We start from the raw sequence: 22,972 nt of genomic DNA, 5'->3' as shown, positions 1-22,972 counted from the left end.
ACATCAGATTTTTGATTGTTTAATTCAGGATTTTCGAATAAACAAATTAACGAATAAACAAATCAACTTTAAAATAAAATATTCTACTTTCGTATAATGAATTTACTGCGAAAAATACTGTTCCCGTTTGCCATTTTGTATGGTCTGATAACGAGTATTCGGAATTTTCTTTTCGACAAAGGGATTTTAAAATCCTATTCTTTTGATTTACCTATTATTGCTGTTGGAAATCTTAGCGTTGGCGGAACCGGGAAAACACCTCAAATCGAATATTTGATTCGCTTGCTTTCGGATAAATATAAAATCGCCACATTGAGTAGAGGTTATAAAAGACAATCTAAAGGTTTTATTTTGGCGGAAGCCAGCTCAAATGCAGTCCTTCTTGGAGACGAGCCTTTTCAGTTTTATAAAAAATTTGCTGCCATCCAAGTTGCCGTTGATGCCGACAGGAAAAATGGAATAGAACAATTGCTTTCGCAACAAGAAAAGCCAGAAGTGATTCTGCTTGATGACGCTTTTCAACATCGAAAAGTAAAAGCGGGATTTTATATTCTACTTACTTCTTATGGTGATTTGTATTCTGATGATTTTATGTTGCCAACCGGAAATTTACGAGAAAGTCGAAGCGGAGCAGCAAGAGCCAATGTGATTATTGTGACCAAATGTCCTTTTAATCTTTCGCTTGACGAACAAAATGAGATTAAAAATAGGTTAAAAGTTTCTGAAAATCAAGAATTGTACTTTACTTTTATAGCATACGAAGATTTTATTTATGCAGAGAGTCGAAAGATAAATGTAAACGAAATTCAATCGGCTTCTAAATTACTGGTGGCAGGAATTGCAAAACCGGAACCGTTTTTTGCCTATTTACAGGATACTAATGATGTCTGTTTGTCTTTTCCGGACCATCATAATTTTACCGATAAAGACATTTTGGAAATTAAAAATTTAGCTCAAAATAACATTATTATCACTACCGAAAAGGATTATGTACGATTAAAAGGAAGTTTACCAAGCGAACAACTTTTCTATTTGCCAATACAAAGTTCTTTCGTTTCGGGAAGTGAAAATTTCGATAAAATAATTATAGATTATGTGGGAAAAAGTACAAGAAACAGTAAGCCAGATTAAAGGAAAAATCAATTTCACACCGGAATACGGGGTGATTTTAGGTTCAGGATTAGGGAGTTTTACGGATGAAATGAAAGTAGAATATACGTTGCCGTACAATGAAATTCTAAATTTTCCTGTTTCGACCGTTCAAGGTCATAAAGGCGCATTAGTTTTTGGAACAATAGGAGATAAGAAAGTCGTTGCCATGCAGGGACGATTTCATTTCTATGAAGGCTATTCGATGACAGAAGTTACTTTTCCGGTGCGAGTGATGAAATTTTTAGGCGTTGAGAAATTAATAGTTTCAAATGCTTCAGGCGGTGTAAATCCAAGTTATAAAGTTGGTTCTATCGTTATGATTACAGATCATATCAATATGACGCCGGAACATCCTTTGCGTGGAAAAAATGACGAACGTTTTGGACCTCGTTTTGTAAATATGAGTGAACCGTATTCGAGAAAAATGATTGCGAAAGCTACTGAATTGGCTCAAGAATTAAACATTGCCGTTCATGAAGGAATTTATCTTGGTTTGCAAGGTCCAACTTTTGAAACCTTGGCTGAATACAAAATGGTAAAAATTCTTGGTGCTGATTGTGTCGGAATGTCAACCGTTCCCGAAGTGATTGTGGCTCGTCATATGGATTTGGAAACATTTGGTATTTCAGTAATTACCGATATGGGAAATGAGGAAAGTATTGGAACGATTTCACATGACGAAGTATTAGAAGCGGCAAAAAATGCAGAACCAAAAGTGAGAAGTCTTATTAAAGAATTGATTTTAAACTACTAGGGATCTAAATATATTCAGCGATTATACTATAAAATTCCTCTGGGACAAATGGTTTGGTGATTACTTCATTCATTCCAAACGATAAAAGCATTTCGCGGTTTTCATGTAATGAAATTGCGGTAAGAGCAATGATAGGTGTAGTGCTATCAAATGTTCGTATCGTTTCTGTTGCAATTGTTCCGTTTATGCCGGGTAAGTGAACGTCCATAAGGACTAAGTCAAATTTATTCCTTTTTAATAAATCGATTGCCTCCTCGCCGTTGTCAATTATTTCGCAGATAATTCCTTTGTTATCCAGCATTTTTTTGGTAATCATTTGATTGATTTTATTATCCTCAACCAATAGTATTTTTTTGTTTACTAATTTAGAATCGTAGTCTATTTTTGGTTTTTTCTCAATTTGTGATTCCTGCTGTGCGCTTATTTTGAATTTTAGTTCGAATGAAAATGAAGAACCTTTGCCCACGACACTTTTAAGTTTTATATGTCCGCCAAGAATTTTAATTAGTTTTTTTACGATCGTCAATCCTAAACCGGTTCCGCCATATTTGCGATTCACTTCTATGGAGCCTTGGGAGAAACTATCAAAAATGGTTTTTAATTTGTCTTCAGGAATTCCAATCCCTGTATCGTTTACTTCAAAATATAAAGCAGCTTTTTCATCAGTAATAGAAGCTAGTTTAGTGATTACATTTACAGAACCATTTTTTGTAAACTTTAGCGCATTGTTAATTAAATTCAACATTATCTGCGACAATTTTGTAGGGTCACCAATCAAATAATCAGGAATACCAGCATCAATTTCAAGTTCAAACGTGTTGTTATTTACTGAAGCCAATTCTTTTAAAGAGTTCTGTATGTTTTCTAATAATTGTTTAAGGTTAAAAGTAATGTATTCGATTTCAACTTTATTTGAATCAATTCTATTTATTTCCAGAATTTCATTTATAAATTTTGTCAGATAATCTCCAGAAAATTTCAAGGACAACAAATAGTTCATTTGCGATTTTTTTGGTTTTTCTTCCAATAATAAATGAGCGATACCATTGATGGCATTCAAAGGTGTCCGAAGCTCATGGCTTACGGTTGATAAAAATTCGGATCTTGCATTAGAAGCTTTTTCTGCTTTATTTTTGGCAATTTCTAATTCTTTATTTTTTTCTTTTAATAGTAAATTAGACTGATTTCTAATGATATTATTTTTGTACAAGGATAGACTTAATAAAGATAAAATTGAAATTAAGGCAATTGCAAAAATACTGATCAGTTTAGAAAATTTATTAGCTTTTTCCTGCTCCTTGTTTTCATAATTGATTTGTGCAATTTCTTTTAATTTTTCAGATTCTTTGAATTTGTCATAATCATCAATTCCCAGTCTTTCGTTGTTCAAAATCGCAATGTGCTCTTTCAAATTAAGATGTTGTTTCAAATAGGAATATGCGTTATTTTTGTCTAACGTTTTTTCATAAACATCACTTATGGCAAGTAAAATATTTGATTTCTGTTCTAGATTTTCGGTTTTACTGTTTAATTCTAATGCTTTATTTAAATAGTTTAAAGCCAGATTATTTCTATTTCTGCTGGCTTCAATTTCACCTATTTGATACGTGGCTTCTGCTTTAGTATTTAACAAAGCTGGCCTGTCAGGTTTTGCAATTATAATTTTAAAAACGGATAATGCTAAATCTAATTTATTCTTTGATTTGTAAATCAGTCCTTTTTGGAGGCTAAACAATTCAGCAGAATCAGGAATTCTTAATTTATCATTAATGGATTTGGCTCTCTCGAAATATATTGAAGCTCTGTCAAAACTTTCCTTTGCCATGAAGCATAAACCAAGATAGTAATAGGCTGATGCTTGATTTGCGCTAGGTTTAAAATTCGAAAATAATGCAGCACTTTTCAATAAAGTTTCTATGCCATCATCGTATTTTTTTAAGTCAAAATAGATTTTCCCAAGGTTGAAAGTCTGTTGTGCCTGATCTTTAGTGTTTCTGTTTTTTGTGGCATACCGTATTGCTTTTTGAGTATACAATAACGCCTCTTTATAATTATTAGTTTGAATATTGGAGTTACTCAAACTGTTGTAATAGGCAGTACTATCTATATTCTCATTAGGTTGAGAATACAGTGTGGAATAAAAAAAGACAATAAAAACAAAAAAATACTTCATTTGCAACTGAATTTTTTCTTGGGGTTATTTTTTTGTTAAAAGAATCAAATCGATTATTCTAGAGGAATAACCAATTTCATTGTCATACCATCCTACCACTTTTACCATTTTATCAATAACAGAAGTGAGTTGAGCATCAAATATACATGAATTTTTATTGCCAATCACATCTACAGATACAATCGGGTCTTCGGTATAATCCAAAACACCTTTCAAAGTAGTTTGTGCGGCAATTTTGAAAGCAGCGTTGATCTCATTTATGGTGACCGCACGTTTTACATTGAAAGTAATATCAGTCAAAGAACCATCAGGAACGGGTACTCGTATACCACAACCGCCAATTTTACCTTCAAACTCAGGAAATATTTTTGTCAATGCTTTTGCCGCCCCAGTTGTTGTAGGTACAATAGATTGACTTGCCCCGCGAGCGCGACGTAAATCTTTATGGGGTTGATCGTGTAAACTTTGGTCCGTCGTATAGGAGTGAATGGTGGTGATGTAGGCTTGCTCTATACCACAAAGGTCATTGATTACTTTAATCATCGGTGCAGCATTATTCGTCGTACAACTAGCATTCGAAATAATAGTTTCTGTACCGTCAAGAATAAAATCATTTACACCCAAAACTACCGTTTTTATAGTGTCAACTTCTGATGGTGCAGAAAGAATCACTTTTTTGGCACCGGCAATAATATGGGAATTCAGTTCTTCAAAAGTCTTGTACTTGCCGGTTGATTCCACTACGTAATCAATGTCTATACTTTTCCAATCCAGGTTTGAAATGCTTTTTTCATGAAAAAATAAAAAGTGCTTTCCATCTACCAGAATTCCTTTTTCATCCTCAGTTACAGTATATGGTAAAACACCGTGAATACTATCGTATTTCACTAAATGCGCCATTGTTTTTTTATCAGCAATATCATTTATGGCAACAACTTCTATTGAAGGATGGTTCAAAAGTAATCGGAATAAATTCCTGCCGATTCTTCCAAAACCATTTATGGCAATTCTTGTTTTCAATATTTTGTTAGAAAGTTAAATGTTAAACGTTAGATTGTAAAAAAAATAAAAGAACCATATATCCAGTTTCGACTCCCTTCTCTTAGGGGAGGGCTGGGGGATTATAAAATATGTTTTTGTGCTTTGTAAGAGGAACGAACCAACGGTCCGCTTTCTACATGACGGAAACCTAATTCTAAACCAAACTGCTCGTATTTTGCAAATTGTTCCGGCGTTATAAATTCCTTTACTGGCAAGTGTTTTTTACTCGGTTGCAAGTATTGGCCTATCGTTACAATATCAACATTGGCTTCACGCAAATCTCGCATCGTTTGATACACTTCCTCTTCTTGCTCGCCAAGACCCAACATAATTCCCGACTTTGTTCTGTTAATTCCTTTTTCTTTCAAGTAACGTAATACTTCCAGACTTCGGTCGTATTTTGCCTGAATTCGTACTTCACGTGTCAATCTGCGAACCGTTTCCACATTATGCGAAACCACTTCAGGATTCGCTTCCACGATACGGTCAATATTCCTTTCGATACCTTGAAAATCCGGAATCAGAGTTTCCAGTGTTGTGTTTGGGTTCATTCTGCGAATGGCTTTTACGGTTTCAATCCAAATAATTGATCCGCCATCTTTCAAATCATCTCTGTCAACGCTAGTAATTACGGCATGTTTGATGTTCATAATTTTGATAGAACGCGCCACTTTTTCAGGCTCATCCCAGTCCACAGTTTCTGGTCTTCCAGTTTTTACACCACAAAAACCACAAGATCGCGTACATACATTTCCTAAAATCATGAATGTTGCCGTTCCTTCGCCCCAGCATTCACCCATATTTGGGCAACTTCCCGAAGTACAAATCGTGTTCAAACTATATTTGTCTACTAAGCCGCGAAGCTCCGTATATTTTTGGCCTATTGGGAGTTTTACCTTCAACCATTTCGGTTTTCCTGTAGGTAAAGTATTTTCTAAAACAGTTTCCATATATCAATTTTCAAAGCACAAAGATAATGAAAGTTGATTTAAGAAATAGGAATTAACAAAGACGAATTAAGCCCGTAAATCGCAATGATTTTTAGAAGCAATTTCCAGCTATGCGTTTCAATCTTGTGTTTTGAAATGCTTTTTTTCTAAGACCATAAAGGAGCTTCCGCTGGTCGCTCTTTTTGGTCAAGAAAAAATACCATTTCAAAACACAAGGATTTTCACTGTTATCTGGGCTAGAAAGCGGTAAAGACAAGGTTAATTATAAAGATTGACTTTTGTTGTATTCCATTAAATCAGTTCTTCAAAAAATAGTATATTTGAAACTCAAAATAAAAAAAATGAAAAATAAATCAATACTATTAGGGGTATTATTGGTGCTATTTGGTCTTTCAAAAGCCAATGCGCAAATTAATTTTGGAGAAAAAGCATTAGGTGCAGTCCAAAAAGGAGTTTCAGGATTCACTTTTAGTGATGCTGACGCGGCCGCATTATCTAAAGCAGCTGTCGATAAAATGGATTCGGAACACATCGTTGCGGGACCAAAAGATCCTTATACCATCCGTCTTAATAAAGTTTTTGGGAAATATACAAGCGGGGACGGATACACATTAAACTATAAAGTCTATAAATTAAATGAAGTAAACGCATTTGCAACCGCAGATGGAAGTGTTCGTGTGTATTCAGGATTGATGGACATTATGGATGATAATGAATTACTGGCCGTTATTGGTCATGAAATAGGTCATGTTGCCAATCACGATTCACGAGATGGGATGAAAGCGGCGTATAAAAAAGAAGCATTAATAGATGTAGCTGCTTCACAATCGAATAAAGTGGCGGCTGTAACGGATAGCCAACTGGCTAAATTGGGAAGTGTGATGATTGATAGCAAACACAGCCGAAAACAAGAAGCTGAAGCAGATGAGTTCTCGTATAATTTCATGAAAAAAAACGGATATAATGTTAATGCAGTTTCATCTGCCTTTTCTATTTTGGCAAAAATGAGCGAAGGAACTCAGGCTTCTTTTTTGGAAAGAATGATGAGCTCGCATCCTGATTCTAAAGAAAGAGCGGAATCAGCAAAACAAAGAGCTGAAAAAGATGGATTGTACAAACCGTATGTGCAACAAAAAGCAGTGGTGGCTACTAAAACTACAACGACCAAAAAGACTGCGACTAAAAAGAAGAAATAAATTTTTCTCTCAAAATCACATAAAAAAAGCAGAATCATTTGATTCTGCTTTTTTGTTTTCAAAACTAATTCATTTGCACGGTAATAGGTAGATTATAGGCGGTTCGCACTGCTTTTCCGTCAATCATTCCCGGAGACCATTTCGTTTTCAAGGATTTCAATACCCGAATGGCTTCTTTGCCCAAGCCATAGCCAGGATCTCTTTTTACCTGAATGTCAGTCATGCTTCCGTCTCTTTCAATTACAAAAGAAACATATACTCGAATCGAACCACTGCCTTCTATTTCTTGTTTTTCAAAATTAGTACCCACATAATTATAGAACTTATTAATTCCACCGGGGAATTCAGGAAGTTTATCCAGCGAAACGCTGTTAACAATAGTATTTCCTGTATCACCAGGTATTGCGGTATCAGTGGCTGTTCCTGAAGTAGAAGTTGGATTTATGCCTACAGTTCCAGTTCCTTCTGTAGTGGCATTTGTTATGTTAGCATTTTCGGTGTTTTTTGCAATGTCCTGATTTGCTTGTGATGCCTGTACGATAATTGGATTAACCAGTTGGGCACTTTTAATGGGTACATCTACATTTTGGATTTTTACTTCAGGAAGGGACTGTTTTTTCTCAACCTGATTGGGTATTATGTCGGTAAGTTGTACTATAGTATTTGTAAACTCAGGAATACGTATCGAAATACTTTTATCGGGATTAAAATAATTAATGATTACAGGAATACTTAAAGCCGCTGATAAAAATAATACACCCATAAAAAGTGCCATTAATGATGTTTTAGTACTTTCCTGGCGCAATTGATACGCTCCATATTCTTTGTTTCGGTCTTGGAAAACAAGGTTAATCCAACCGGTCTCGTAAATGTTTAGTTTTGACATAATTTATGGATTTAATGGTTAAGTAGTAATTAAATCATAAGCAGAGGTGTTTTTATTTTATAACGAATATAACAGGAATTTTAGTATGTAAAACAGAAATTATTTTAAAATAAATGAAAGAGATGGAAAACAAGGAGCGTGGAGAGTTTTTTTAGTGTAGAACCACAGAGATATGAATTGCCGTTGTCCCGAAACGTCAGGATTAACCAACGGATTAAAATGAGAAATAAAGAATAATAAATTGTAATGTCATCTTTTATTCTGAATAATTTCTGCCAGAAGTTTTTTGGCGCGAAGCAATTTAATCTTCACATTACTCAAAGGTTCATCGATTTTATTGGCGATTTCCTGGTAACTCATTTCCTGAAAATAGCGCAACTGAATCACTTCCTGATAATGTGGTTTTAATTCTTTAATGAATTGTAGTAATCGGGAAAGGTTCTGTTCGGTAATCAATTCATCTTCCGCAGATGGAGTAGTGTCGGCAATATTGTAGGCTTGTTGGTCTTGTTCATCGGTAATTTCAACAAAAAGGCTTGATTTCTTTTTTCGTAATAAATCGATGTGTACATTTTTTGCAATAGCAATCAGCCAAGTGTTGAACTGGAATTCCGAGTTGTAAGTGGCTATTTTATCGAACGCTTTCGAGAACGTTTCGATGGTAATATCCTCGGCATTGGTTTCGTTTTCAGTACGTTTCAGCATAAAACCATACACTTCATTCCAATAATAATCCAACAGAAAAGTAAAGGCAACCTGATCGCCTTGTTTTGCTTTTTCTATTTGTTTGTTTATTTCCAATGTACCGGTTTTGAGAATATATTTGTTATAAAGATATTGATTTGTGTGAAGATAAGTACTATCTCAACGATAGGGAACCAGAATTTAATATCATTTTCTTTAAATTTTGTTGCTGAAAATCCTACCACAATCCATGCCACAAGATAGCGCAATGCTATTAAACTTAAAACTAATATCCATTGAAATTGAAAAGCTAATAGCAGAATGGGCAATAAAATAAACAGTAATTGTGAACAATAGAACGCGCCTAATTGTAATTTATCGAGAGGTTTATAATAGTTTGCCGTGGCAACATGCCTTCTTTTTTGGATCAGCCAGTCTTTGTATGTAGTTTTTGGTTTAGAAAGCGTAAAACTTTCCGGTGTGTAGGCAATAGTTGTATTTTTAGCTTTTGCAGCTTGGTTTATAAATAAATCATCATCGCCAGAACGAATTTGCATGTGCTCGATGAAACCATTTACATTGAAAAATTCTTCTTTTTTATACGCTAAATTTCTTCCAACACCCATATACGGATGTCCAATTTTTGCCCATGAAAAATATTGAATTGCCGTCAGTAAAGTTTCAAAACGAATTATTTTATTCAGGAATGAATTAGCAATTTTTTCATATTTGCCATAACCCAAAACAATTGTTTTTTGCATCGTAAATTGAGAACTCATAGCCGTTATCCATTCTTTTGAAGTTGGATAACAATCAGCATCAGTGAATAATAAATATTCTTTTTTAGCGGCTTTTATCCCTAAAGTCAACGCATATTTTTTGTTTCCCCAAAAGGCTTCGTTGTTCTCCACTTTTACCAAGCGAACATTTGGATATTGCTTTTCAAAATCTTCAAAAATAGCAAAAGTAGTATCACTCGAAGCATCGTCAATCAGAACAATTTCAAAATCAGGATAGTTTTGTTCCGCAAGTAGAGGAATAAAATTAGCTACATTTTCTTCTTCGTTTTTGGCACAAACAATAACCGAAATAGGGATTCTTTTCGGTGTTATTTTCTGTGCTTTGGCGAAAGCAAATTTCCCAAAAACACCTAGATAATACGAAATTTGAATTACAACAATAAAAATAAAAAAGTAAAGAATTAGTATAAGCATCTGAGTTTAATGAGTTTTTAAATCGAGTGCAAAGGTATGAATAGAATTGTGAATTGTTAAATACAATGTGTGAATTTCGAAAGAATTTATATTGGGCATTTCTTCATCTCATTTGCAATGGCGATGGACTGATTTGTGTTGGTTTTTTCTAACTCGGAAATGATGTTTTGATAATTTTTTTCGTCCCTATTTTGAGATATTTTTTTCGTGGCTTGGATTTCAGTTATTTCAATTTCAAACGCTACAATACCACGAGTTTGCATCATGGTTTTTTTAGATAAATCTTCTACACGAACCGGGTTTTCGGAATTTTGTTCGTACTTGTCGACTAGTTTTTTTAACGATTCAATGACGGCATCTCCTTCGATAATTTTGATTTTTCCATACACATGAACGGCAATATAGTTCCATGTTGGTACATTTTCATGATCGTACCAAGAGGAAGAAATATAGCTGTGAGGTCCTGAAAATACTGCTAAAATTTGGTCATTGTCTATGAAACCATTCCATTGTGGGTTTTCTTTGGAAATGTGCCCGTATAAAATGTCCTTGCCTTCTTTATTGGTGTCCAGTTCCAAAGGAATATGTGTTGCACACAATTTCCCATTGGTTTGATTGATTAGAATACCAAAACTATTCTCTTGCAAAAATTTTTTGATTTCTTCTTGATTCTCGTTTTTGTAGATATCGGGTGTATACATATTTGACAATTTAGGTTTTTGATGATAGAATTAAACATAAAATTAAAAGATATGAATTAATCGGTTTGTTATCTAATAATCTAAGGAGTCTAACAATCTGTTTTTGTTAAATCACATTTACTTCGGCCTCAATATGAATGCCAAACGTTTTAAAAATAGTCTCTTGAATATCTTTTGAAACATTCAAAATTTCCTGACCGGTCGCGTTACCATAATTCACTAAAACCAACGCCTGATTTTTATGAATTCCGGCATCACCAAAACGTTTTCCTTTAAAACCAGCCTGTTCAATCAACCAGCCAGCAGGAACTTTCACTTCGGTTTCAGAAATGTCGAAATATTTCATTTCAGGAAATTGCTGATGAATTTTTTCGAAATCCGATTTCAATAAAATTGGATTTTTAAAAAAACTACCGCTGTTTCCTAACTCTTTTGGATCGGGTAATTTGCTTTGTCGAATGGCAATTACGGCATTACTGACGTCCTTTAAAGTAGGGTTGGAGATGTTGTTTTTGGCTAATTCAGACGAAATATCTCCGTAAGAAGTGTTGATTTTATGATTCGTTTTCGTCAATTTAAAAACAACCGATGTAATAATGTATTGATTTTTTACTTCGTTTTTGAAAACGCTTTCTCGGTATCCAAAATGACATTCTTCCTTTGTGAACGTTTTCATTTCCTGACTTTCTATCGTCATTGCTTCACAGGAAACAAAAGTATCTTTTATTTCGGTTCCATACGCTCCGATGTTTTGGACCGGCGTAGTTCCAACGTTTCCCGGAATGAGTGACATGTTTTCTAAACCACCAAAATTTTGGTTGATGGTCCAAAGCACAAATTCATGCCAGCTTTCACCGGCCTGACTTTCGACCCAGACAAAATCATCATTTTCTTCAATAATTTTCTTGCCTTTTAAATCAATATGAATGACTAGGGCGTCAATATCTTTTGTCAAAAGCATATTGCTTCCACCACCCAAAATAAATTTTTTCTGTGCTTTATTTTCTTGTAAAATAGTTTTTAAATCGTGCACAGAATGAACGGCAACGAACTGTTTTGCTTTGGCTTCAATGCCAAAAGTATTGTGTTTTTTTAAAGAGAAATTAGGTGCTATTTCCATAAAAGAAAGTGCTTTTTGAATTGTTTTATTCCGCACCAAAAGTAAGGATTAAAATTTAGTTGGATACGTTTTCATCCAGATATGCATCATAAACAATGGCATGATATAAGGAGTCATCGTAATGTCTCCTTTTTGTAAATTCTGAACTAGTTTTTTAATGTTTATATGTTCAAAATAAGGCATTTGAAATAAATCACTTTTCGAAAAAGACTCTAATTCGTCTTTAAAAGCGGGACTTTTTGTGATGTAATCGCCCCAAGGTGCACTCAAACCTATTTTTCTGAATCTTAGAATTTCATCTGGTAAACGTTCTTCCATTGCCTTTTTTAGAATGAATTTCCATTTTTTACCTGCAAATAACCATTTGTCTTCCAATGATCCTAATCCAACAATTAATCTCGGGTCCAAAAAGGGTTCCCTGCATTCAATGGATGCGCCCATTGTACAGCGATCGTTTCTGTCCAGAAGCGAGCATAAATAGGTATGCTGATCAAAATAAAGTGCTTGTCGGCGTAAATTATCAGGATACAATGACTTCGCTTCTTTATAGATTTGTTTCCTGTATTCGTTTTTTGGAGGCGTATTAATTCCAAAAATTTTCGCAATATCATTTGGATAAATATTGGAGCCGTTGAAAATAACCAAATCAGATTTTTTATTGATTTGGGCGTAACGCGTTAGCTTTTCATATCGCGGTTGTTTTGTAAAAACATCCAGATTCCCAATGGCGGCAATAGAATTCAATAATGATGGGTATTGTAAGGCTTTGTAGCGCACATAGCCACCCATCAATTCATCGGCACCCTCACCGGAAAGTAACACTTTTACCGATGGTTTTGCCATTTGAGAAACTGCCAAAAGGTGCGGTTCGCTTAAATGCATGATCGGTTCGTCCTGAAAATAAGTAGAACTGATTAGCTGATCATGCAGCTTTTTACCCTCTAATTGCATGGTTTGAAAACCATAATCGAACTTCTCTGCCATCATTTTAGCCAAATGTGCTTCGTTATGTTCTTTCTCTTTGAAACCAATATTAAAGGTTTGTATGTCTTTGTAATTTTGGTGGTGTAACGAAGCCAAAATCGAGGAAGAATCCAGTCCGCCGCTCAAAAGAACGCCCACAGGAACGTCACTCACCATTCGCATTTTTACAGAATCATCGAAAGTTTCCCGAAACCATTCTACCGGATTTTTTATCTCAGGTTGGTTTTGAATTTCCTTTTTTAAATTCCACCAGTTGTAGGTAGTGGTTTTTCCGCCTTCATGAATGGTCATGATATGTCCGGGCAATACTTTTTTTACGTTTTGATATAAGGTGTTTTCACCGGCAACAAATCGGTTAAAAATGTATTCTTCCAGTCCGTCTTGTGCCATTTTGAGAGGAACCCCGGCCGTGAAAAGTGCTTTTTGTTCGGATGCAAAATAAAAAGTCTCATTGTAAAAAGAATAATATAGCGGTTTAACACCCATTCTATCCCGAACAAGAGTTAGCTTTTTTTCCATTTTATCCCAAATAGCAAATGTAAACATTCCGTTGAGGCGATTGAGCATTTTTAAACCATGCAATTGGAATAATTTCATCAAAACCTCGGTATCCGAAGTGGTTCTGATGTCAAATCCATTGCTTTTTAACTCTGGATAAAATTCTTTGAAATTGTAGATTTCACCATTGTAAACCAGTACATATCTCCCGTCTTCTGACAGGAAAGGTTGGTGTCCGGCTAAGGAAACATCCAGAATTGAAAGTCTTCTGTGTCCAAAACCAATATTATTTTCTATGAACAATCCTTTATCGTCTGGACCACGATGCTCGAGCGAATCGCGCATCTTAGTAAGAGTACGTTCGTCAACTTTTTTTTGTGATTGTAAATGCAAGATTCCATTAATTCCACACATAGTTAATTGGGGCTATTTGTGTTAATTAATTCGTGGTATTTGTTGGCAATGATTTTCATATTTATGTTGTAATCTGCATTTTTTTCTAAAAACAGTCTGTTTTTTAAAACTACTTCGTTTCGATGTTCTGAATTTTCAAATGCCCAGATTAATTCTTCTGCGAGCATTTTATAATCATCAACGGTAATTAATTGTCCGTTTTCGCGGTGTTTAATCCAACTCTGGTTTCCTGCAATATCGGTTACAATTGGATAACAATTAGTAGCCATAGCTTCAAATAGTGAGGACGAAACCCCTTCGGTTATGGGCATACTAATGTAAATATTAGATTGCTGTAATAGTTTTGGTAATGCTGTGTTTGGAATCCTTCCGGTAAAGTTGACTTTGTTTTCAATACCTAAATCTTTTGCTAAATCTTTCAGTTTTGAAAGTTGTGTTCCGTCTCCTAAGATAGTAAGTGCGAAATCTATTCCTTTTTGGTTTAAAATGGCAAATGCTTTTAATATAATGTCATGACGGTATTCCGGTAATAAAGACCGAGTAACAATGGCACAAATTTTTTCTGGATTGGCGTTGTTTATATTTACAAATGTAGCCAAATCAATTCCCTTTGGTAAAACCAAAACTTTATTCATATCGACATTGGCTTCCATCATAGAAATAGTCATCACCGGACCCCAGGCATGAATTAAATCTGCTTTTTTGAAAGCGTAATTCTGAATGAGTTTTTTTAAAGGTAATGAAATTGATTTTTCAGGCCATAAATCTGTTCTGCCTTGTTGTGCAATTGCAACAGGTTTTACACCGGATAATGCGGCAAGAAAACCATAACTGGTGGTTCTCTCTGCAATTATCATATCCGGTTGTTGGGCTTTTATTATTTTTTTGATTCTAAAAATGGCCAATTCGAATTCGAAAATCCTTAAAATTCGGTTATGAATACCACTACTGGGTGTTTTTAATTCCCAAGTAATAATTTCAAAATCACCAAATTCCTTTAAGCCGTTCATCCAAGTGATGGCATCGGCTCTGTAGGATTCCCCTAGAAATAGAATTTTCTTTTTTTTCATCAGTGTAAATTATAATTACTCAGAAGTTAAAGCCCGATTTATAAAATCGTTCAATGGTTTTAGTGCAATCAGTTTTTTACTCATTGTAGCAACAAAATCTTTTTTTGTCACTTCTGCAATATCAATTCTTTGAGAAGACTCAAAGCTTTTTAGCTTGAGAAATTCAATCGCCGGATGTTCTTTTTCATACCCTCTTGGTGGGTTTTTCAGCATGTTTTTTTCATTTCGATCAAAATCTTTAAATTCCTTTTTGAAATTTTTCTCATCAAGAATTGCTTCTAAATCATCGTGGAAATAAGCAATTTCTTTGCGCATTTTTTTCAAATCCTCCGCTTCAGGACAATACAATCCTCCGGCAATAAAGCTGGCTCCTTTTTCTAGATGAATGTAATAACCGGAACGATTTAGCCCCTTTGCTCCCGAAGAAAGCCAAACGCCCAGATGCGATTTATAAGGAGTCTTGTCCTTAGAAAACCGAATGTCACGATTGATTCTGAAAGTACAATTTTTTACTTCAAGCATTTCCAATGAAGGATCGAGCGGTTTCATGGCATCAAGAAAATTCCCAACTAATTGTTGGTAGTCTTTCTTGACCGCTTCGTAGCGTTTTTTATTCTCCAAAAACCAATCCCTACTGTTGTTGGCTTTTAAATCATCCAGAAATTGTAATGTGTCTTTTGAAAGCATCTTGAAACTATTGTAATTGTTTTTTTAAATCGTCTTCACTTATAAAACCAGAATGTTTCCATTTTACTGCTGCATTGTCATACAATAATACCGTAGGAAGTTCACTGATTTTCATTTCAGAAATTAAGGTTTTATTTTTATCGGCATCCAATCGAATGATTACCACTTCATCTCCTAAATCTTTTTGCATTTGCAAAACATAAGGGGTCATTTTTTTGCAGGGCGCACACCATTCAGCATAAAAATTAATCAATACTTTTTTGTCTGAATTTAATAGTTTGTTGTATTCCGGAACGGATAGACCTATAATTTTATCACTTGGTTTAGAGCGTCCGGCAGCGTCCCATTTTAACATTCCACCATCTAATTGGTAGATGGTTTTAAAGCCTAATTCATTCAGTTTTTCAGCCGCTTTCTGACTTCTTCCGCCACTTTTACAATACACAAAAACGGGTTTTGATTTGTCAAGCTTTTCAGTATTTATAACAAAATCATTACTAAGCCAATTTATATTTTTGGCATTGTCAATATGGTCAGAAGTAAATTCTTCAGGAGTTCGTACATCCAGAATTTGTGGATTTGGAGTTGCTGCGATTTTTTCTGCAAAGGTTTTAGCTTCAATGGTTTTTACATTTTTTGAAGTTTGTCCCGTGCAGGATAAGACAAAAAAGGATAGTATTGCAAGGAATATCGAATGAAATTTCATTGTAATCGAATTTAAAATTGAATACGCTAAAATAGGTAATTTTTCAATTTTCGAACGGTATAAATTACTAAATAAAAGTTATAAGTTGAAGATCTTATACGTCTGATGTGTCGATTTCACAATGGCTTCGGTACGTTCCGGATGTGTATCTGAAATAAAAAGCTGCCCAAAAGTATCACTGTTGACCATTTCTATGATTTTGGCTACACGACTTTCGTCCAATTTATCAAAGATGTCATCAAAAAGTAAAATTGGTTTTACACCGCTTTGCTTTTTTAGGAACTCAAATTGAGCTAGTTTCAAAGCGATTAGAAACGATTTTTGCTGTCCCTGAGATCCAAATTTCTTAATTGGATGTTGGTCAATTTCAAACGCTAAATCATCTTTGTGAATTCCTACACTTGTGTAGTGTAAAGCTCTGTCTTTATTGATGTTTTCCTGTAATAAAGTCAATAAGTCTTTTTCGAATAAATGGCTTTCATATACGAGTTGAACAGTTTCTTGTGAGCCCGTTATGGCTTGATGATGTGTGTTGAAAATAGGAATAAACTGGTCGATAAATTCTTTTCTTTTTTCGAAAATATAATCTCCAAAACCATTAAGTTGTTCATTATATATAGACAGCGTATCGTTGTCGAAAACATGATTCAATGCAAAATATTTCAATAAAGCATTGCGTTGACTCATTACTTTTTGATATTGAATGAGTTGCTGTAAATAATGGGAATCCAGTTGCGAAATCACGCTGTCTATGAATTTTCTTCTGGTTTCGCTGCCTTCCACAATCAAATCCCTGTCGGCAGGAGAAATGATGACCAAAGGAATAAAGCCAATATGATCTGAGAATTTGTCATAGGCTTTTCCGTTGCGTTTCAATATTTTTTTTTGTCCCTTTTTTAGGCTGCAAAGAATTTGTTCATTTCTTTCGTTTTTTTCAAATTCAGCATCAATCACAAAGAATTCTTCTCCGTGTTTAATATTCTGAACCGCTAAAGGATTGAAATAGCTTTTTCCGTACGATAAATGGTAGATTGCATCAAGTACATTTGTCTTTCCAATACCATTCTTACCTACAAAACAATTTATTTTGCTGTCAAAATCGAAATTTGCTTCCGAAAAATTCTTATAATTGAATAATGAAATCTTTTTTAAATACATCTGTAAGGCTTGCTGGTATTGAGAACTTTGATGTTTTTAAACGGGTTTTTCAAAGTGGGTGCAAATTATTGAAAAATATTGATAAAAATGGCTTTTCCATTTTTTCTATGCTAATTATTTTTCCTTTGGAAAGAAAGAACCTCCCATAATATTTTTTTTGAATATAAAAGCATATTTTTTATGTCGGTTTGAATAAAAATTTTATTTTTGCGACTCACTAAATTAAAAATAAATGGCTACTTACAGTAAAAGAGGATATAAAGCACCAAAAGAAAAAGAAGTAAATGATGCGGTTGAAGCAGTACAGATTGATGAAAAAGACAGCACAACAGCTGGTGTTTTTTCAACTTTAGACGAAACAGCTTCGAAAACTGAGGATTGGGTAGCTAAAAACCAAAAAGTTATTATTGGTTTAGTTGCCGCTGCTGCTATTTTTACAATTGGTTATTTAGGATACCAAAGATTCGTTGCTGCGCCACAACAAGAGGAAGCAGCAAACGAAATGTTTGTAGCACAACAAAATTTCCAAAAAGCAACTGATGGAGTAGCAAGTGACTCTTTATATAAATTGTCTTTGAATGGTTCAGAAGGTAAATTTGGATTCTTAAAAATTGCGGATGAATATTCTGGAACTGATGCCGGAAATTTAGCTAATTATTATGCTGGAATTGCTTATTTGAATACAGGAAAATATACTGAAGCAATTGATTATTTAAGTAAATTTAAATCGGACGATATTGTTTTAGGAGCTTTGGCAAAAGGAGCAATTGGAGATGCTTATTCTCAAAAAAATCAACCGAAAGAAGCTTTAGAAAATTACGTAAAAGCTGCTGAATCAAATAAAAATGACTTCACTACGCCGCGTTTCTTGTTGAAAGCTGGAAAAACAGCTTTGGCATTAGGAAACAAAGCAGACGCTTTGAAATATTTTACAGACATTAAAGACAATTTTGAAGGAACTCCAGAGGCTGCTTCAGTTGACGTTTTGATAGGATTAGCACAATAGTAAAAAATGATATAAGATTGGTGATTTAAGATTGTAGAATTTTGATTTCAAAATGCTATCTTTAATATCTGAAATCAAAATTCTAAAATCAAAATTCTAAAATCAAATGGCTACCGAAAATAAAAACTTATCCGAGTACGATAAAAATTCAATCCCAAACGCGAAAGATTTTCGCTTTGGGATTGTTGTTTCAGAATGGAATGATTCTATAACTGAAGGACTTTATAGAGGTGCTATTGAAGCCCTTTTGGAAAACCAAGTTCCAGCCCAGCATATTATTCGCTGGAATGTTCCTGGAAGCTTTGAGCTTATTTATGGTTCAAAGAAAATGTTGCAAACACAGAATGTTGATGCTGTTATTGCTATTGGATGTGTAATTCAAGGGCAAACCAAACATTTTGATTTTGTGTGTGAAGGAGTAACGCAAGGCATTAAAGACTTGAATGTTCAAACTGATATTCCTGTTATTTTTTGTGTTCTGACTGATAATACCATGCAACAATCCATTGATAGAAGCGGAGGAATTCACGGTAATAAAGGCACAGAAGCGGCTATTGCGGCTATCAAAATGGCCTATATTCGCCAACAGGCTTCGTTGTCACATCAAATCGATAACCAACATTTATTGTCTGCTGGAGCTATTCAACTAGAAGAAGGAACGCCTTTAGAGTTAAAAGAATAAATATATCACTCCATATTATTTTTTAAAATATAAACAAAAAACCTACTTGGAGTAGGTTTTTTTATGGATTCACTAAAGGATTTATATAAGATTCTCCGTATGTATCCTGATATCAGTAATTAGTATGTCATTAAAAAACCGATGTATACAGCTTTTGTGAACTATAAATCATTAACCGAAAGAATTATGCATGTGCATGAGCTGCATCAAGATTAATATCAGATAGCGCAATTTCTGTTAAGGATACATCTGCTTTTTTCTCTTCTTCGAGAGTTTTAGCTAGTAAAGTAGCGGCTTTATTTTCGCCGAGTGTCACTGCATAAGCACGTAAAGTACCGTAGGTAGCAATCTCATAGTGTTCTACTTTTTGAGCTGCGGCAATAATTGCTGCATCGCGTACCACTCCTAATTCGGTTTCTTCCATAATCCCATCTGCTTCTTTGAGTAATCCTTCCATAGCATCACATTTTTTGCCAACTGCTTTCAGACCTAAAGATTCAAATACTTTTTCTAAACGAGAAACGTGTTCCTCTGTTTCTTTAAAATGATGTTCAAAAGCATGTATTAGTTTTGAAGAGGTGGCATTTTTTGCCATTTTAGGTAATGCTTTAGTCAGCGCATGTTCTGCCCAAAAGATATCTTTCAATCCGTCTTCAAAAAAGTCTCTTAAACCTTGTGCCGCATCTGGTTTTGCTTTTACAGCTCCTTTTTTAGATTCTACTTTTGCGTTTTCTTGTTTTTCATTGGTCGCTTTCATAATAGATGTTTTTAATTGTTAACTTGTTTGAAGTAACAAATTTAACTTTTAAACGTGTACTAGGATTATATAATTTTGTTAAAAATTTTCAAAATTAACGCTTTATATTGTTGTATTTCAGCGAATTGACTATTTAAATGTGCTTTCCGATTTTAGTCTTTGATTTAGAATTAAACGGGGTTATTAGTATGTGCCTACTATTTTGTTTCATCGTAGATATAAAAGTTAACGCTGGCTGAAATTAGTTCTTGACAAGGCTGAATACACCGAATTTTTAGGTTGTGAATTTTTGTTTTTTAAAAGCACATTAATAATAAAACCCAATAGAAATTCATTAAATTTGTACCTCTTGGTTTTATAAGAAACTATTGTCACCCTGAGAAGTCTATACTGAGCGAAGTCGAAGTACAGGCGAAGGGTTAAACTTTAAACTTAAATTTTTTAATGTCGAGTATAATTCAATTACTTCCTGATCATGTTGCCAATCAAATTGCTGCTGGAGAAGTCGTTCAAAGACCCGCTTCAGTTGTCAAAGAGTTGCTTGAAAATGCGGTTGATGCTAGAGCAACAGATATAAAATTAATTCTTAAAGATGCAGGGAAGGCATTAGTACAAGTGATTGATAATGGTTTAGGAATGAGCGTTACTGATGCCCGTTTGTGTTTTGAACGTCACGCCACTTCCAAAATTCGTCAAGCCGAAGATTTATTTTCTTTGCATACCAAAGGGTTTCGTGGGGAAGCATTGGCATCTATTGCGGCTATTGCCCATGTAGAAATGAAAACCAAGCCAGATCAAGAAGAACTCGGAACGCACATCATCGTTGAAGGCAGTAAGTTTGTTTCGCAAGACGTAGCTGTTTTGCCAAAAGGCACGTCATTTGCGGTTAAAAATTTATTTTTTAATATTCCCGCGCGACGCAATTTCTTGAAGTCGGATACGGTGGAATACCGTCATATTATTGATGAGTTTCAACGTGTGGCTTTGGCTCACCCAAAAATACATTTTACGTTTTATCACAATGGCAGTGAAATGTTCAATTTGCCGCCATCTACTTTACGACAACGAATTGTGAATGTTTTCTCGGGTAAAACCAATGAAAAATTAGTGCCGGTTCAGGAAGAAACAGAAATAGTAGCCATTCAAGGATTTGTGAGTAAACCGGAATTTGCCAAAAAAAATCGTGGAGAACAGTTTTTCTTTGTCAATGATCGTTTTATAAAAAGCGGTTATTTGCATCATGCGGTTATGGCAGCCTATGACGGAATCTTGAAAGACGGTGCGCAGCCCAGTTATTTTCTATATTTATCGGTGCCACCAAACACAATTGACATCAATATTCATCCTACTAAAACGGAGATTAAGTTTGACGATGAACATGCGTTATATGCTATTTTAAGAGCTTCCATAAAACATAGTTTAGGTCAGTTTAATGTAGCGCCAGTTTTAGATTTTGACAGGGATTCTAATTTAGATACGCCGTATCATTATAAAGATTTAGAAGGTGCAACGCCGACGATTCAAGTCGATGGAAACTTCAATCCGTTTTCTGATGATAAACCCAATAAACATTTTTCTAATTATAAGAAACCGGAACCAACGGCTAATTGGGAAAGTTTATATGTAGGTTTAAAACAAGATACGGATGAAATAGGACACATAACTTTCGAAAATGAAGAAGTGACTTCCTCTTTATTTAATGACGAAGAAGTGGAGCATTCTGTTCATAAAACGTATCAAATACATAAAAAATACATTGTTTCAGCGATCAAATCAGGAATGGTAATTGTCGATCAGCAACGGGCACATCAACGTGTTTTGTATGAGCAGTTTTTGGTAAATATGACCGTTAATCAGGCATCAAGCCAGCAGTTGTTGTTTCCTTTGAACTTGTTTTTTTCATCAAGCGAAATGGATCTTATCGCTGAATTACAACTTTCGTTGATGAACACCGGATTTGTCTTCGAAGAAAATAATACAGATCATATTGTTATTTCAGGAATTCCTGTAAATGTAACGGAGAGTGAAGTTTCACTGGTTTTAGAACAATTATTAAGTGATTTGCAGGACGGAATTCCTGAAAGTAGTTTCAGTCAGAACGATACGATTGCCAAATCTATGGCCAAAAGTTTGGCTGTAAAAACAGGAACCCACCTTACAGAAAAAGAGCAGGAAAATTTGGTAAACGGACTTTTTGCCTGTAAAGACCCCAATGTTTCCCCATTTCATAAACCCACTTTCATCACGATGCGTGTGGAAGATTTAGATAAAAAATTTGCATTATGAGAAACGTAACTGAAACAGTAAAACAATTATTGATAATAAATATTATATTTTTTATTGGTTCACAATTAATTCCAGTATCTGCTGAATATCTGTCTTTATATAATATTCAAAGTAATCATTTTAGGTTTTGGCAACCAGTGACGCACATGTTTATGCACGGAGGTTTTATGCACATTTTTTTCAATATGTTTGCTTTGTATTCTTTCGGTTCTGCTCTGGAGCATTTTTGGGGGACGAAAAAGTTTCTTTTCTTTTATATTTCTTGCGGTTTAGGTGCAGCTTTAATACAATTGGGAGTTAATTACTTAGAGCTTCATCAGATATTAAATGGAGTTTCAGATTTGAACCTTTCAGATACTACAATTAGACAAATTTTAAATGCAACTGTAAATGACGGAACTAACTATAGGCCAGATTTATTTGAAACAGATATAAAAGGTATTTTGAATAATGTTGGGAAATTGAACTTGTTAAATCAAGATTCGTTTAATGTTTTCTTTAAAGCTGCTCAACAGACTCAAGTCCCAATGGTCGGAGCATCCGGTGCTATTTATGGACTTTTAGTAGCCTTCGCGTTTATGTTTCCTAATGCAGAGCTCGCTCTAATGTTTATCCCAGTGCCTATTAAAGCTAAATATTTTGTTCCAGGTTTATTAGTTTTAGATTTATATTTAGGTATTTCAGGAAAGTCTATACTTGGCGGTGGTAGTGGAGTAGCTCATTTCGCTCACATAGGAGGCGCTTTGTTTGGTTTTCTAATGATGTGGTATTGGAAGAAAAATCAGTTCAATAAAAACCGTTGGAGCTAAAATTGTAACCCCTTTTAAAGTAGTACGACCTAAATATCAGATCT

Annotated in this window: 21 protein-coding genes; 7 read left to right on the top strand and 14 right to left on the bottom strand. The window is 34.5% G+C overall.

Annotated features, from left to right (window positions below):
- The first annotated feature begins 96 nt into the window (after window positions 1-96).
- Window positions 97-1,131, top strand: a complete 1,035-nt coding sequence (gene lpxK, locus ACNQGX_RS14670; RefSeq protein ID WP_417977466.1) for a tetraacyldisaccharide 4'-kinase — start codon at window positions 97-99, stop codon at window positions 1,129-1,131.
- Window positions 1,094-1,906 (top strand): purine-nucleoside phosphorylase, encoded by an 813-nt coding sequence (locus ACNQGX_RS14665; protein ID WP_131915299.1) that lies wholly within the window; start codon window positions 1,094-1,096, stop codon window positions 1,904-1,906. The genes lpxK and ACNQGX_RS14665 overlap by 38 nt, the downstream gene beginning before the upstream one ends.
- Window positions 1,907-1,910: 4 nt before the next feature.
- Here the strand turns inward: ACNQGX_RS14665 and ACNQGX_RS14660 are convergent, their stop codons facing one another.
- The 3 genes from ACNQGX_RS14660 to lipA form a co-directional block, all read right to left on the bottom strand.
- Window positions 1,911-4,079, bottom strand: a complete 2,169-nt coding sequence (locus tag ACNQGX_RS14660; protein ID WP_417977463.1) for a tetratricopeptide repeat-containing hybrid sensor histidine kinase/response regulator — start codon at window positions 4,077-4,079, stop codon at window positions 1,911-1,913.
- 24 nt (window positions 4,080-4,103) lie between these two features.
- Window positions 4,104-5,099, bottom strand: coding sequence for a type I glyceraldehyde-3-phosphate dehydrogenase (gene gap / locus ACNQGX_RS14655; protein ID WP_417977461.1), 996 nt, complete (start codon window positions 5,097-5,099; stop codon window positions 4,104-4,106).
- 101 nt (window positions 5,100-5,200) lie between these two features.
- Window positions 5,201-6,070, bottom strand: coding sequence for a lipoyl synthase (gene lipA / locus ACNQGX_RS14650; RefSeq protein WP_131915296.1), 870 nt, complete (start codon window positions 6,068-6,070; stop codon window positions 5,201-5,203).
- Window positions 6,071-6,411: 341 nt separating this feature from the next.
- Between lipA and ACNQGX_RS14645 the strand changes: the two genes are divergently transcribed.
- The gene (locus ACNQGX_RS14645; RefSeq protein ID WP_417977459.1) at window positions 6,412-7,266 is read left to right on the top strand and encodes a M48 family metalloprotease; all 855 of its coding nucleotides are present in this window, start codon (window positions 6,412-6,414) and stop codon (window positions 7,264-7,266) included.
- Between the two features lie 64 nt (window positions 7,267-7,330).
- Here ACNQGX_RS14645 and ACNQGX_RS14640 read toward each other — a convergent pair whose 3' ends face one another.
- From ACNQGX_RS14640 to recF, 10 genes are all read right to left on the bottom strand, one after another.
- A complete protein-coding gene (locus ACNQGX_RS14640) occupies window positions 7,331-8,152 on the bottom strand; it encodes an energy transducer TonB (protein ID WP_417977457.1) in 822 nt (273 codons plus the stop codon).
- A gap of 249 nt (window positions 8,153-8,401) precedes the next feature.
- Entirely contained in the window at window positions 8,402-8,953 is a 552-nt protein-coding gene (locus ACNQGX_RS14635; RefSeq protein ID WP_099713290.1) for an RNA polymerase sigma factor, read from the bottom strand.
- Complete coding sequence (locus ACNQGX_RS14630) at window positions 8,944-10,050, bottom strand: glycosyltransferase (protein ID WP_417977455.1); 1,107 nt, start codon at window positions 10,048-10,050, stop codon at window positions 8,944-8,946. The genes ACNQGX_RS14635 and ACNQGX_RS14630 overlap by 10 nt, the downstream gene beginning before the upstream one ends.
- Window positions 10,051-10,136: 86 nt before the next feature.
- Complete coding sequence (locus ACNQGX_RS14625; protein WP_417977453.1) at window positions 10,137-10,751, bottom strand: FMN-binding negative transcriptional regulator; 615 nt, start codon at window positions 10,749-10,751, stop codon at window positions 10,137-10,139.
- Window positions 10,752-10,857: 106 nt separating this feature from the next.
- A complete protein-coding gene (gene murB, locus ACNQGX_RS14620) occupies window positions 10,858-11,871 on the bottom strand; it encodes a UDP-N-acetylmuramate dehydrogenase (protein WP_417977451.1) in 1,014 nt (337 codons plus the stop codon).
- A gap of 48 nt (window positions 11,872-11,919) precedes the next feature.
- Window positions 11,920-13,767: an asparagine synthase (glutamine-hydrolyzing) gene (gene asnB, locus ACNQGX_RS14615; RefSeq protein WP_417977449.1), complete on the bottom strand. Its 1,848-nt coding sequence runs from the start codon at window positions 13,765-13,767 to the stop codon at window positions 11,920-11,922.
- Window positions 13,768-13,769: 2 nt separating this feature from the next.
- Entirely contained in the window at window positions 13,770-14,837 is a 1,068-nt protein-coding gene (locus tag ACNQGX_RS14610) for a glycosyltransferase (protein ID WP_417977447.1), read from the bottom strand.
- Window positions 14,838-14,852: 15 nt separating this feature from the next.
- The gene (locus ACNQGX_RS14605) at window positions 14,853-15,524 is read right to left on the bottom strand and encodes a DUF2461 domain-containing protein (protein WP_417977445.1); all 672 of its coding nucleotides are present in this window, start codon (window positions 15,522-15,524) and stop codon (window positions 14,853-14,855) included.
- A gap of 7 nt (window positions 15,525-15,531) precedes the next feature.
- Entirely contained in the window at window positions 15,532-16,230 is a 699-nt protein-coding gene (locus tag ACNQGX_RS14600) for a thioredoxin domain-containing protein (RefSeq protein WP_417977443.1), read from the bottom strand.
- 78 nt (window positions 16,231-16,308) lie between these two features.
- The gene (gene recF, locus ACNQGX_RS14595) at window positions 16,309-17,388 is read right to left on the bottom strand and encodes a DNA replication/repair protein RecF (RefSeq protein WP_417977441.1); all 1,080 of its coding nucleotides are present in this window, start codon (window positions 17,386-17,388) and stop codon (window positions 16,309-16,311) included.
- A 232-nt stretch (window positions 17,389-17,620) separates the two neighbouring features.
- Here recF and ACNQGX_RS14590 point away from each other — a divergent pair, with 232 nt between their 5' ends.
- Together ACNQGX_RS14590 and ribH are read left to right on the top strand one after the other, a co-directional pair.
- Window positions 17,621-18,394: a tetratricopeptide repeat protein gene (locus ACNQGX_RS14590; RefSeq protein WP_131915284.1), complete on the top strand. Its 774-nt coding sequence runs from the start codon at window positions 17,621-17,623 to the stop codon at window positions 18,392-18,394.
- A gap of 106 nt (window positions 18,395-18,500) precedes the next feature.
- Complete coding sequence (gene ribH / locus ACNQGX_RS14585) at window positions 18,501-19,076, top strand: 6,7-dimethyl-8-ribityllumazine synthase (protein WP_131915283.1); 576 nt, start codon at window positions 18,501-18,503, stop codon at window positions 19,074-19,076.
- A 184-nt stretch (window positions 19,077-19,260) separates the two neighbouring features.
- Here the strand turns inward: ribH and ACNQGX_RS14580 are convergent, their stop codons facing one another.
- Window positions 19,261-19,833, bottom strand: a complete 573-nt coding sequence (locus ACNQGX_RS14580; RefSeq protein ID WP_417977438.1) for a YciE/YciF ferroxidase family protein — start codon at window positions 19,831-19,833, stop codon at window positions 19,261-19,263.
- 444 nt (window positions 19,834-20,277) lie between these two features.
- Here ACNQGX_RS14580 and mutL point away from each other — a divergent pair, with 444 nt between their 5' ends.
- Both mutL and ACNQGX_RS14570 read left to right on the top strand, forming a co-directional pair.
- The gene (gene mutL / locus ACNQGX_RS14575; RefSeq protein ID WP_417977436.1) at window positions 20,278-22,119 is read left to right on the top strand and encodes a DNA mismatch repair endonuclease MutL; all 1,842 of its coding nucleotides are present in this window, start codon (window positions 20,278-20,280) and stop codon (window positions 22,117-22,119) included.
- Window positions 22,116-22,928 (top strand): rhomboid family intramembrane serine protease, encoded by an 813-nt coding sequence (locus ACNQGX_RS14570; RefSeq protein WP_417977434.1) that lies wholly within the window; start codon window positions 22,116-22,118, stop codon window positions 22,926-22,928. The genes mutL and ACNQGX_RS14570 overlap by 4 nt, the downstream gene beginning before the upstream one ends.
- The last annotated feature ends 44 nt before the right edge of the window (window positions 22,929-22,972 follow it).

The sequence above is a fragment of the Flavobacterium glycogeni genome (genome assembly GCF_048286775.1).
Lineage (GTDB): Bacteria > Bacteroidota > Bacteroidia > Flavobacteriales > Flavobacteriaceae > Flavobacterium.
Note: the sequence above shows the minus strand (reverse complement) of the source record. Positions and strands in the feature narration are given on the sequence as shown.